Below are 12,830 nucleotides of genomic sequence, written 5' to 3' on the forward strand. Positions count from 1 at the left end.
TAATTTACAGGTAAACTGAATGGTCTTATAATTACGTTAAGAGCATTTAGCAGGATTTATATAGATGCGCAAAAGTTACAAGATGTCTTATAAACTAGCTGAAATAGTAGACATCGAAGAAAATACAGACTAATTAACAACTAGGAGAATTTATGAAGGGGAAAACAAATCACACTCAAGCAATATTTATCGGGGTTTTATCCTCAACTTTACCATTCGTTCTGCCAGCATTCCTTATATTGATAGTAAGTGATTGGATGCCAAATGAAATTACATATCCAAAAGTTTCATCCGTTTTCTTTTTATCTATCATGTTAGTTATTACAGATTTTATTTTTTACGGTATTTTAAAGCTTTTTGGATATAAGGATAAAGGGTTAAATGGTAGAGGTCTTATCGGTATTTTAGATGCAGTATTTAGCCAGTTCTTTTATTTATGTGCAGGTTATTTCATCATATCAACATTAGGATTAACTGCTGTTGAATTATCTCTTACTGGAGTTTCAATCGTAGCCATTATTTCCGCAATTATCTTAACGTTGTTACTCAGCTTAATAGAAGACATAGAAGATAAGTATGATGAGGACGAGAATACGGATGAATAGTTAGCGTTAAAACAATCAAATATTCGTTTCTCACTTTGTTAAATAGTAGTATTGTTTTTAATAATGGTAACTGTTAATGAGGCTTTCTTTACAAACTTGGTTTCCTTGCCCAAGCTCTCTGCATTTTACTTAAGAATACAATTTAACCGATATGATATGCATCCTACAATGCTAAACTCTTCAGCTCAAACAATAAGTATCTTTCTCCAGAGACCTGCCTATACAACCTTCATTTTTCTGATAACAAGGTTTCTACATCTAACCACTCTTCTATAGTCCCTGCATCAGGAAAAACGGTCACAATATTGAAGTCTTTTCCTTTTTCTCTCCCGAGTTGTTTTGCGGCTAATAAGTTTGCTGCAGCAGACGTACCGATTTTAATTCCAGTCTCACTATAAAAACGTGCCATTTCATACAAAGTATCTTCATATGAATAATTCCATTGCTTATTTATTAGATAATCTTCCTTTTCTAAAAAATACTGTTTCCGTCCTAAACCAAATCCGCCTGATCCAGCATACTTCTTTAATCCATTTGGAGGCTGTTCAGAACCATAAGGCAGTTCCTTAGGCATTACCAAATGTAATTCAACATCAGACGTGTACTCCTTTACAGCTTTATATACTCCCATTAAGGTTCCACCCGTTCCAGCAGATGCTACCCAAGCATTAATTGGTTTCTCATTCATTTGACTAATAATTTCGTGGCCCGTTCCCTCTATATGACTTAAAATGTTAGCATGGTTATAGTGTTGAAATAAAAAATAGTAATCTAATTTTTTATTACTAATCTCAAGTGCTTTTTCAATAACAGCATAAAAACCTTCTGATTTATCCACCAAAACAATTTCAACCCCGTAATTATCTAATTCCTTTAATAAAGAATTCCCTGATCCAGAACTCAATACTAAAGTACATTCAATACCTAGATGATAGCAAATCTGCCCAATTGATTTTGCTAAATTCCCACCACTATACTCTAGAATATGTGTTTTTCCATTGGTTTCATCTAGATATTTTTTTATCATTCCGATTGCTGCTCTATCTTTTATTGATCCTGTAGGATTATGCCACTCACATTTAGCATAAATAGAAAGATTCTTTGTTTCTTGACACTTTAACTTAATTAAAGGGGTATTTCCAACTTTCCGCGAAAATTCTTCAAAGTAGTTGAATGTCATATCTCTATTCCTCCCTAAGCATTCAAGAGCTCTTCTATTCTCCATTATAGGATTGAAAGCCCCTCTTTAAAATCCCCCATTAGAGGGAGAATCAAATAAGACGAAAGATATCCTTCCTTTAAGTATAAGAGCAATTGCGACGGAGCGTTATTTAATATCAGCGTAGTCAACACGGAACGTAATTGCGTAGACTTTCCGCTCCTCATTTCTCCGGCGATTATCTACGATACTAGTTCTACAATAAATCGGGATTCTGTATTTTTTCAACAAAGGTTTAACCGTAGCATAATCGTAGTCGAACGGCTCCACATCTATAGTTTTTTTGCGTACGGTTAACGTGAATTGCTTTAGCGTTCCGTCGAATGAGACAGGCTCGCCAAACACCTGTTGAAATAAGTATATCTGCTTCTCGAGTAACTGCGGGTTGATACCGTCGAGTAACCGTAGTATGGTCAGTGTGCTCTTTTATCGAATGTATTATCGGAAGAATACGTAGTTCCTTACCTACTCCGTTTTTATACTTCAAATAAACACTGGATAGTTCAAACGCTCTCATTAACGGTTGTTCTATCCTTTTGTTGTACTATAAATTCCCTCATGAACTAACTCATGCTTATATATTCTTAATTTCTAAATCGCCTTCATCTTCTATGACTTTATTAAGAATTTTAATTCCCTCTATATCATGTATTAGATAATCTTGATATAACATTTCTATCTGGCGACGTATAGACATAGGTGTTTGTCCTGTGGTTAATGTTAGCTTTCTATAATAAAATACCGAATTTATTAATTTGTTTGAGTAAAACTCACTAAAGCCTTCTTTATTTTCAGTACTGTCAAATTTCATTTCAATATTTTTTAAATGTATGTGCTCTCTGTACTAGACAAATGTAATTTCTTATTGTATACTAAATACAATAAGATTTGTTACAAGAAAACAATAAATTCACCTATTACAAAGAGTATTAGTGTTTATTTTTTACTTTTTGTAATATGTGAATTTTTTCTTTTTGAAGAAATGTCATCTTATTAAATATATTAATGGAGGTCATTAAAATGACACAAGGTACAGTAAAATGGTTTAACGCAGAAAAAGGTTTCGGTTTCATCGAAGTTGAAGGCGGAGCAGACGTATTCGCACACTTCTCAGCTATTCAAGGTGACGGTTTCAAATCACTTGAAGAAGGTCAAAAAGTTGAGTTTTCAGTAGAAGAAGGTCAACGCGGACCACAAGCTACAAACATCGTAAAACTTTAATTTTTATTAATGTAACGATAAAAAAGAGGCATCCTTTCATTAGGATGCCTCTTTTTTATATCCACTTTGGTTATTTTTGTTGAGGGCTTCTATCAATAGCATGATCAACAGAAGTATGCTTTCTAAAATAGCTTTCTGCTAACTCTGCACTCTTGTCGATTCTGATAATCCATTAACCTCTATATGTATTAATTGAGTAACATGCATATACAAAGCATTCCAATTTTATTGCATAATCCACACACGATGTGATTATAATAATCGTACATCAGGAATGTATTTGAGAACTCCATAGGTAGAAAAGACGTATAACTCGTCATGAGTTATACGTCTTTTTGTGTTGTATTATAGTTCTATAAGGTCCCTCCCTCACTCAAATGAGTGCTTTTTTCTTCAAACTTTATTTGCTTGCCTCATAGTGACCATATGCACTGCTATCTTGGTTATATTGAGAAATACCTTTCAAGTACCACGTTTTTCCTTCACTATAAAAAGAATTGGCAAAAATGCCATCATGTCTATAAAAACTAGTAGTTCTATAGCTATTTTGTCCATCAACATCCTCATAAGGAAATCCGTACTCATAATTATAATAATATGCAAGTGGTGCAACTTGTTTAGTATTATCTACACCTTCTGTATTTGCTGATACAGCACCGGTTCCTCCGGATAACATAATTCCAGTCGCTAATGCTCCTATTTCCATTTTTCAACAAAAAAACTATTCTTTTCGAAATTAGTCTTTCTATCAAATTGTCTGTTGAGAGTTAAGCTAATCATAACACCACGGAAAGTAAAAAAATGTAATATGATGTTGACTATATGCTGGGAAAATAAATCGACTTTTACATCTCTTTAATCCCCTACCACCAACCTCCATTGTTCAAATCCCTATAAAAGTTTCTTGTGTATATTCGCTTAATCCACCTTTTATAGCGATTCCAAGACTCCTATTAAACTCGGTTTCCCCTACCAATTTCACTCACAAATATATTGGGAAATTGCGTCGTCTTCTTGTACTAGTGCATAGTGCAGACCACATTTTCTACAACGTAAAAAGCGGCACATCCCATTAATGCAGTGACCCCTGTCAAGTAGACAGTATTAAAAGAGCACAATTAAGCAGCCTGCGTTCTATATTTATAAGGACTCAGGTTGTTTAATTTCTTTTGAAACCTTTGATAATTATAAAAACGTATGTATTTGTGAGCAGTAATTATAACTTCATCAGCTTTTTTGAAGGAATATAGATTAAAGCACTCCGACTTAAAGTGACTGAAAAAACCAGGACTTCCCCGTATCCGAATATACAATCTACAACACACTCATGCGACTTTACTTATCGCCCAAAACGTGAATGTTAAGCTAATTTCGGAAAGATTGGTCACGCTCGAATATCTACAGTCATGTATTACCGAAAATGCAGCGAACTGTATCGGACAAGCTAGACGAAGTATTTGGAAAAGCGTGACCAAACGTGTGACCACCAGAAAATTCCAACGACAATTCTACCTGTACGCATAAACGGATAAACAGCGACATACGTTGATACAGCAGGATTTTTCCAGAAGAAAGGGGGACCTTAATGTCTGCTTTATTAGCTTACGATGCAGGTACAGGCAGCATCCGTGCTATCTTATTTGATTTACAAGGGAATGAGCTGGCAATTGCACAGCGTGAATGGGTCCATCCGCCAAACCTCTCCTATCTAGGTTCCATGGACTTTGATTACGAAAAAAACTGGGAGTTAGTAAAAGAATGCACACGTGAAGTACTTCAAAAAAGCAAGATAGGGCCTACTACTATTAAAGCAATTAGTGCCACAAGTATGCGAGAAGGATTCGTCTTGTATGACAAAGACGGGAAAGAGATATGGGGGTGCGCAAACGTTGATGCTAGGGCCTCTAATGAAGTTGTCGCACTAAAACAAATCGAAGAAAACATGGAGAGAACAATCTATACTGTTTCCGGCCAAACATTAGCACTAGCTGCCCTGCCGCGCCTTCTTTGGCTTCAAATTCATGAACCAACTATTTATCGCAACATGCATAGCTTCTCGATGATTAACGATTGGATTCTATACAAACTATCCGGTGTTCTGCAAGTAGATCCTTCTAATGGTTGTACAACAGGAATCTTTCATCTAGCGGATCGCAAATGGGAATCTTCCCTTTCTACAATGTGTACGATCCATCTCCCCCATACCCCTACCGTCAACGAAGCTGGTACAATCATCGGTAGCATTACAAAAGAAAGTGCCAAAGAAACCGGATTAGCAATTAATACCCCAGTCGTTACTGGCGGTGGTGATGCACAGATGGCTTCTATTGGATCGGCTGTTATTAAAGACGGTGAAACATTTATATGTGGTGGTAGCTTTTGGCAACAGGAAGTAAATATTACAGAAGCATATACAGACCCCGACGCTCGCATACGGGTTAATTGTCATGCCATCCCTAACATGTGGCAATATGAAACAATCGCATTCTTTCCAGGGCTTGTGATGAGATGGTTCCGTGATACCTTCTGTGAAGAAGAAAAAAAGAAAGCACTCGCTCTTGATATGGATCCATACGAATTATTAGAAGAACAAGCTAAAGACGTACCACCTGGCTCTAACGGTATCATTCCAATCTTCTCTAACACAATGAACTTTATTTCATGGCGACACGCTGCTCCGTCCTTCCTCAATTTATCATTAGATTCTACTATATGCGGTAAGAAAGAAATATTCCGAGCTATTGAAGAAAATGCATGCTTCGTTACACTAGGAAATTTGAAGCTAATTGAACAGCTAACTGGTTCCTTTCCACAAGAAGTCATATTTGCTGGCGGAGCATCGAAAGGAAAGCTATGGTGTCAGATTCTCGCTGACGTCTTGGGGGTCCGTGTAAAAGTACCTGTCGTTAAAGAGGCTGCAGCTCTAGGAACAGCACTAATGGCAGGCGTTGGTGTTGGTGTATTCAAAACAATTGAAGATGCCGTTCAAACTTTCGTCAAATGGGATACAACGTATGAGCCAAACATGGACGTTCATAAGCAATATTCCTCTCTCTATGAAAATTGGCGAACCGTGTATGCTACGCAGCTTACTTTAGCTGATAACGGCTATACATCACATATGTGGAAAGCACCTGGTTCTATTTGAAATCTATACGGAAGGACGACATGCCTTGTTAAAAGTAAACGAAAATGATTTCGACTATCGCTTTGGAGATAGCGGACCAAAATATTTAGTGAAAGGCCCTAACATTGATTGTGGAATTGTTGTAATTAAACCCGGTCAAGACTTTCCAAATCATCATCACTCCACATGCGAAGAAGTATTCTACGTATTAGAAGGAGAAATAGATTTTTATATAAATGATGTAAGAGTGCCTCTTCAAAAAGGGGATCTTCTTCAATTACGCCCACACGAATCACACTATCTTATTAATAATTCAACAGCACCGTTCAAAGCTCTCTTTATTAAGTCTCCTCACTTATCTAAAAAAGATACAGTGACAGTACCAAATCCAATTATTTCAAAGGAGTGATAATAGATGACTTGGGGATTTCAAAATAGATTAAAAACCATTCTCCCAGATGGTGGAGCTGTCATGCTTGCAATAGATCACGGTTATTTCCTTGGCCCTATTCATGGATTAGAACATCCTCATAAAACGGTAGAAACTTTATTGCCATATACGGATTCTCTCTTCTTAACACGTGGTGTCCTATCTTCGACAATGCCAACTACTTGCCGTACTCCAATGGTCTTACGTGTATCTGGAGGCTCCACTGTTGTCGGTGAAGATTTAGCAAATGAAGCTATCGTAACATCTATGAAAGAAGCACTGCGCCACAACGTAATCGGTGTCGGAGTATCCGTATTTGTCGGTTCAGCTTATGAAAAACAAACGTTAGAAAACTTAGCATTTACCGTGACAAATGCCCACGACTACGGTTTACCAGTGCTAGGCATTACTGCTGTTGCGAAAGAACTACAAAAACGTGAAGCACGATACCTCGCACTCGCTTCTCGTGTATGCGCTGAACTAGGCGCTGATATCGTAAAAACATACTATTGTGATAACTTTGAGAAAGTCACCTCTACATGCCCAGTACCAATTGTTATAGCAGGTGGTCCAAAATTTAATACAATTGAAGAAGCCCTTGAACTAACATACAACGCTATACAACAAGGGGCTACTGGTGTTGATATGGGCCGAAATATTTGGCAATCGGAGTATCCACTCGCCATGATACAAGCGATTCATGGCATCGTGAAAAACAAACTTCAAGTGAAAGAAGCTATAGAATTGTATGAAGAAGTTGCACATTCATCTTAAAACACCTTTCATGTTAAGAGGGCTATAACAGCTCTCTTTTTTTATTTTTATGTCCACTCCATTTTTCTACACATACGTACAATAAGTATAGAGCGAGCTCCCTCTTCCTTCTTTTTTAGGATTAAGTGGATAACACTGCTACGGATATTTTCGTTCAGGAAGGAAAATTTTAAGATGAGGGGGTGTTTTTCATGGATTTTTTCACAGCAGACTTTTGGTCAGCCTTATTATCCATCGTCGTTATTGATTTAGTGTTAGCAGGAGATAACGCTATCGTAATTGGCTTAGCCGCACGTAATTTGCCAAAAGACCAACAGAAGAAAGTAATCTTCTGGGGAACAGCTGGTGCTATTATTATTCGTGCTTTGCTCACACTAGCAGTAACGTGGTTACTCAAAATACCAGGATTACTTCTTGTCGGCGGGATTTTGCTCGTTTGGATTGCGTACAAGTTGTTAGTAGATGAAAAAGAACATGGCGATGTAAAGTCCGACAGTTTATGGACAGCTGTCAAAACAATCATTATTGCTGATACTGTAATGGGACTTGATAACGTTCTTGCCATCGCTGGTGCCTCCCACGGTAGCTTCTTATTGGTTGTTCTCGGCTTATTAATAAGTATTCCTATCGTTGTATGGGGAAGTACCCTCATCCTTAAATTAATTGATCGTTATCCAATCATTATTTACATCGGATCTGCCGTATTAGCATGGACAGCTTCTAAAATGATTGTTGATGAACCATTTTTACAAGCATTCTTCTTAAACAATCCTATGTTGAAATGGGGGCTAACAATTGTCCTAGTTGTTGGTGTTTTATTACTTGGAAGAATGCATAGTCAGCGGAAACCAACATAAATAACAACCTGTTAGTTGAAGTTTGTTCTAACTATCCGTTACAATAACACTAGAAATAGTCTCCTTCCGTTCTATTAGGAGGCTATTTTTATTTATATAGAAGGGAGAGATAATGATGAAGAAACGGTACATAGTAATACTTTTAAGCGCTCTACTCTTACAAGGTTGTAACAAACAAGAGATAACCTTATTTCAAGCAGTAGAGGCAAAGGACACACAAAAAGTACTTACGCTTCTTAAAGATGACATACCTATCAATGCCCAAGACGCAAAAGGTCGAACCTCATTAATGATTGCGACACATAACAATGATTACGATATGGCTAAATTATTAATTGATAACGGAGCTGACGTAAATATTCAAGATAAACAACAAGATAATCCTTTTCTTTATGCAGGTGCAGAAGGATATTTGGAGATTTTGAAATTAACAATTGATGCCGGTGCAGATCCAACATTAACAAATCGATATGGTGGTACACCGTTAATCCCTGCCTCGGAACACGGGCACGTAGAAGTTGTAAAAGAACTACTAACTCGTACCAAAGTAGATGTCAATCACATTAATAACCTCGGATGGACAGCGCTAATGGAGGCAATTGTATTAAATAGTGGTGGCCCGAGACAACAAGAAGTTATCTCTTTATTAATTACGCACGGTGCCGACGTCAATATTCCAGATAAAGATGGCATTACTCCTCTTCAACACGCAAAAGAAAAAGGCTTTACAGAAATTGAACAAATTCTGCTGCAAGCCGGTGCAAAATAACCTTCATCACATGGAGAAGGTTATTTTTTTCTAGTGACCATAAAGATAACTTTCTAATCATAAAATAAATAAAGCAATCAAAATTTATGAAAACGAATACATTTGAACTATATTTTCATTCTACTCCCCATACCCTATACTCACGTTTTAAAAAAAGGAACATATCGTGAAATAAGGTGGGTGATTCAAATGATATTTCTGTTATTGTTAGTAGTCACAAGCGGACTATTGTACTCGTATGTATTCGATATTTCTTACACGAAAGGATGGATATTTGTCAGTTGGATTCCTGCAATCTTCGTACTTGTACTTCTTCTTCCCTTCATCCTCTTCCTCCATCCAAGTATCGAAGAGAATCAATTTGCATCGCGATGACTCTTTCTTACAGACTAAGTAAATAGTTACTAAAGGAAGAACAAAGGTCTCCTTGGTCCTTTATCCTTCCTTTAGTAGCACATAATATGTATATTCATGAGCATATGATGGCTCATGTTCTTTTTTCTTGTACATAATTAATTATACGTGCACAAAATAACCAATAAATGGTATGATGGATTTGTTATGTCATTCGCCTCCGTACCTTCTTCCAACTCACGTCATAACATAAAAACGTATTGTTTGAATTTTCTTTAATGAGTGGAGCTGAATAATGAATGTATACAGTGTTTAATCCGGGCATTTTTTCCTTTTTACTCGTGACACTTATTACACCTTTTGTTATCTTCTTCTTTAAAAAAATGAATGTTATTCAACCAATTAGGAAAGAATTACCCCCTGATCATCAACAAAAAAAAGGCACACCACTTATGGTTGGCATCGTATTCTATATTGGAGTCTTTGTCGCCTTGTTTTATTCAACGAGCAATTTCATGCTTCTGTTATGCGCAATCTTTGTGGCGTTTGGGTTCATCGGATTTTTAGATGATTCATGGAAAGCAGTGAAGAAAGATCCCGGTGGTGTATCAGGAAAGACGAAACTAATCTTTCAATTTATCTTTACATTTATCTTTTTATTTTTCTTAATTCACTACTTTGAATTTGATGCGACGATACATATTACAAAAGAGTTCTCCATTATCATGCCACTCTTCTTGTATGTACCTCTCATTTCACTTTTTATAGTAGGATCAGCAAATGCCATTAACTTTACAGATGGAATGGACGGATTATTAACAAATGTAGCAATTCCAACTTTTATTTTCTTCTTTTTAACGAGTAGTCATATTGAAATACAAATTTTATCTATTGCTTTAGTAGGCTGTCTATTGGGCTTTTTTATTTTCAATATTTACCCTGCAAAGGGCTTCATGGGTGACACAGGTTCTTTAGCAATAGGTGGAATTCTTGTATTCTTCTCTGTTATTGAGCATGTTGAAATTCTTGTACCACTCTTATTCATCATCTATTTTGCTGAGCAATTCTCCGTTATCATTCAAGTATATTTCTACAAAATGACGGGTAAGAGAATTTTCAGGATGTCACCTATTCACTATCACTTCAGCATTAAGTATGGCTGGAGCGAAAATAAAATTGTAACGATTTTCGGATTTATTTCATGGCTCGGTTGTGGTCTTGCGTATGTATATTGGTATCTTTTTATGTAAACTAAATAGCACCTTTAAGGATAATAAATCACTTAAAGGTGCTATTTAGTTCGTTCTATTTTCCCTCATCTCTTCTCTTAACAATGGATCTACTCCATCATTTACTGGGTATTTTTCTGGATGAATAAGTGCGGCTACTTTCTTTAAACCAAGAAGTAATCTCGGCGATGGTCGACAGTATAATGACTCCTCCATAATGTGAATGTGCCCCTTTTGTATTGCTTCTATCTCGTTCCATCCCTCTCTCTTTGCAACAATAGCTGGATTCATTTTATTCGTCTGTACACCAACCCATGCTAAACAAATATGTGCTGGATTTTTCTTTCGTATTGTCTCCCAGCCTGTTTGTACACTCGCAACATCTTCATCTTGGAATATATTCACCCCACCAGCTAATTCACTAATTTCCGTTAACCAATTGACCTTTCCAGGTGAAAATACCGGCTTTGGCCACCATTCCCAATAAAGTGTCTGCTTCTCTTGAATTGTAGCGGATATATTCCTATACTCTGCAAGGAAATCACGATAACGAGCAACGACTTGCTCTCCTTTTTCTTGTATACCTAATTTGGCAGCTAATGTTAGGAGATCATTACTAATATCTTCTAGCGACTGTGGATTCAACACAATATGCGAAATCCGCCTCTTCTCTAACTCCTCAATATTCCGCTCCATTCCCGGTACACTTAAAGAAGCAACTACCAAATCTGGTTGTAACCTCTCAACAAGATTCATATTAATACATAAATCTGGCCCAAGTCGTGGTAAATCTTTGACAGATTCCGGCCAGTCTGAATAATCATCTACGCCTACTAGCATATGTAGACAATCTAAATAGGCCATGAGTTCTGTATTACTTGGACAAATGGAAATAATCCTCATTTTGTTCTCCTTTCTCTTTTTATATCTTCCTAAGCGTGAAACTCCCACCATCACAATCTAGGTATTCTATACTTTCGATACCACCTGATAGTGTATAGTGAAAGATTAGTTGCTCATGAATCATCTCTGTTGAAAAAATTGTTCTTGTTAATTCCTCATTTGTTAAGATCAGTTGAAATTTATATAGTTCCCCATATTTTTTAGAAAGTGTTAAATAGAGACCTTCTGGTTGCAGAGAAATCTCGAGAACTTTTGTTTCATCTTCTTGAAGAACATACTTACCCGTAATAGATTCTATCTTCTTCGTTGATGGTACTGGTACAAGTGGAGCTGGCAACATAACATCTTCACCAAAAATGACCTTTGCTAAGTCTTTCATTAAAGGCATTGCTGGTGTCATATTCACATTACTTAAAAAGATAATTGTCAATTGCTCACTAACAAAGCGAAGAAATATACTAGAAAAACCACTAATATCTCCCCAATGATACATACATTTTCGCCCTAATACTTTGGACACCATCCAACCAGATGCATATGGCGTAAGACTAGGTGTTAACATTTTCTCCGTTAAATCTTTGCTTAATAAATGAGAGGTTTTCAACGCATAATCCCAAATAAATAAATCTTCTGTTGTAGAATATAATCCGTACGCGCCTAAAGGAAAAGATAAGTCAGCATGAGCCGGATAAATCATTTCTTCCCAAAATGAGTAGCCGGCAGCAAGATTCGGAATGATTTTCTTCCCGTTATCACAACCTGTATTTTTCATCCCAAGCGGTTCACATATATTCTCTTGTATATACTCTGGATATGTTCTCCCAGAAACAACTTCAATAATAGATGTTAACAGTGCATAGCCAGAATTAGAATAAGCAAATTTACTTCCAGGCGCGAATTCTACTCCTCTATCTTTGAACGTTTCGATAAGCTGTGGTAAAGACAATGGCAGTCGCATTGTATATGACCAAAAGTCTGGAAATCCCGTATAATTAGGAATACCAGAACTATGTGTTAAACAATGATAAATTGTAATTTGGTGGCCGTTCGGATAGTGTGGGAGATACTGTGCGATATAGTCATCTATATGTAATTTTCCTTTTTCATGTAATTGAAAAATAGCCATCGCAGTGAAGGATTTACTAATAGAACCGATACGATATTTCGTTGTAGGCTCATTAGGCACGTTATATTCTATATTGGCCATCCCAAATCCCTTATTCACAAGAAGCATTTCATTCGATGCAACTAATATCGAACCTTTTAAATAACTGTTTCGATCGTATGAATCAATCCAATTATTAATCCTCTCTCCTAACTTCACCTACTTCCACTCCCCTTT

General features: G+C 36.6%; 14 protein-coding genes and 1 pseudogene. 10 read left to right on the forward strand and 5 right to left on the reverse strand.

The window, feature by feature from the left end; translation table 11 throughout:
* Window positions 1–152: 152 nt before the first annotated feature.
* The gene (locus tag IEV41_RS05240; protein ID WP_188387365.1) at window positions 153–605 is read left to right on the forward strand and encodes an epimerase; all 453 of its coding nucleotides are present in this window, start codon (window positions 153–155) and stop codon (window positions 603–605) included.
* 229 nt (window positions 606–834) lie between these two features.
* Here the strand turns inward: IEV41_RS05240 and IEV41_RS05245 are convergent, their stop codons facing one another.
* Entirely contained in the window at window positions 835–1,785 is a 951-nt protein-coding gene (locus IEV41_RS05245; RefSeq protein WP_188387366.1) for a PLP-dependent cysteine synthase family protein, read from the reverse strand.
* A 1,059-nt stretch (window positions 1,786–2,844) separates the two neighbouring features.
* On the opposite strand from IEV41_RS05245, the gene IEV41_RS05250 reads away from it, so the two are divergent.
* Window positions 2,845–3,045 carry a cold-shock protein gene (locus tag IEV41_RS05250; RefSeq protein WP_188387367.1) on the forward strand — a complete coding sequence of 67 codons (201 nt, stop codon included), beginning with the start codon at window positions 2,845–2,847 and terminating at the stop codon, window positions 3,043–3,045.
* Between the two features lie 400 nt (window positions 3,046–3,445).
* On the opposite strand, the gene IEV41_RS05255 is transcribed toward IEV41_RS05250, so the two are convergent.
* Entirely contained in the window at window positions 3,446–3,751 is a 306-nt protein-coding gene (locus IEV41_RS05255; RefSeq protein ID WP_188387368.1) for an LCI fold-containing protein, read from the reverse strand.
* Window positions 3,752–4,163: 412 nt separating this feature from the next.
* A complete protein-coding gene (locus IEV41_RS20340) occupies window positions 4,164–4,370 on the reverse strand; it encodes an IS3 family transposase (RefSeq protein ID WP_373284157.1) in 207 nt (68 codons plus the stop codon).
* Here IEV41_RS20340 and IEV41_RS19965 point away from each other — a divergent pair.
* The 8 genes and pseudogenes from IEV41_RS19965 to mraY form a co-directional block, all read left to right on the forward strand.
* A pseudogene (locus IEV41_RS19965) lies at window positions 4,324–4,516 on the forward strand (site-specific integrase); the annotation flags it as partial. The gene IEV41_RS20340 and the pseudogene IEV41_RS19965 sit on opposite strands and share 47 nt — an antisense overlap.
* A 114-nt stretch (window positions 4,517–4,630) precedes the next feature.
* Window positions 4,631–6,193: an autoinducer-2 kinase gene (gene lsrK / locus IEV41_RS05265; protein ID WP_188387370.1), complete on the forward strand. Its 1,563-nt coding sequence runs from the start codon at window positions 4,631–4,633 to the stop codon at window positions 6,191–6,193.
* Between the two features lie 25 nt (window positions 6,194–6,218).
* A complete protein-coding gene (locus tag IEV41_RS05270; RefSeq protein WP_188387371.1) occupies window positions 6,219–6,581 on the forward strand; it encodes a cupin domain-containing protein in 363 nt (120 codons plus the stop codon).
* A 6-nt stretch (window positions 6,582–6,587) separates the two neighbouring features.
* Complete coding sequence (lsrF, locus tag IEV41_RS05275; protein ID WP_188387372.1) at window positions 6,588–7,376, forward strand: 3-hydroxy-5-phosphonooxypentane-2,4-dione thiolase; 789 nt, start codon at window positions 6,588–6,590, stop codon at window positions 7,374–7,376.
* 191 nt (window positions 7,377–7,567) lie between these two features.
* Window positions 7,568–8,233, forward strand: a complete 666-nt coding sequence (locus tag IEV41_RS05280) for a TerC family protein (RefSeq protein ID WP_188387373.1) — start codon at window positions 7,568–7,570, stop codon at window positions 8,231–8,233.
* Between the two features lie 115 nt (window positions 8,234–8,348).
* Window positions 8,349–9,002: an ankyrin repeat domain-containing protein gene (locus tag IEV41_RS05285; RefSeq protein ID WP_188388687.1), complete on the forward strand. Its 654-nt coding sequence runs from the start codon at window positions 8,349–8,351 to the stop codon at window positions 9,000–9,002.
* 189 nt (window positions 9,003–9,191) lie between these two features.
* Window positions 9,192–9,377 carry a hypothetical protein gene (locus IEV41_RS05290; protein ID WP_188387374.1) on the forward strand — a complete coding sequence of 62 codons (186 nt, stop codon included), beginning with the start codon at window positions 9,192–9,194 and terminating at the stop codon, window positions 9,375–9,377.
* A gap of 278 nt (window positions 9,378–9,655) precedes the next feature.
* Window positions 9,656–10,606 (forward strand): phospho-N-acetylmuramoyl-pentapeptide-transferase, encoded by a 951-nt coding sequence (gene mraY, locus IEV41_RS05295; protein WP_188387375.1) that lies wholly within the window; start codon window positions 9,656–9,658, stop codon window positions 10,604–10,606.
* Between the two features lie 45 nt (window positions 10,607–10,651).
* Here the strand turns inward: mraY and IEV41_RS05300 are convergent, their stop codons facing one another.
* Entirely contained in the window at window positions 10,652–11,488 is an 837-nt protein-coding gene (locus IEV41_RS05300) for a cobalamin-binding protein (protein ID WP_188387376.1), read from the reverse strand.
* Between the two features lie 19 nt (window positions 11,489–11,507).
* Entirely contained in the window at window positions 11,508–12,812 is a 1,305-nt protein-coding gene (locus tag IEV41_RS05305) for a serine hydrolase domain-containing protein (RefSeq protein WP_229722151.1), read from the reverse strand.
* Between the last annotated feature and the right edge of the window lie 18 nt (window positions 12,813–12,830).

The organism is Priestia taiwanensis (genome assembly GCF_014638355.1).
Lineage (GTDB): Bacteria > Bacillota > Bacilli > Bacillales > Bacillaceae_G > Priestia_D > Priestia_D taiwanensis.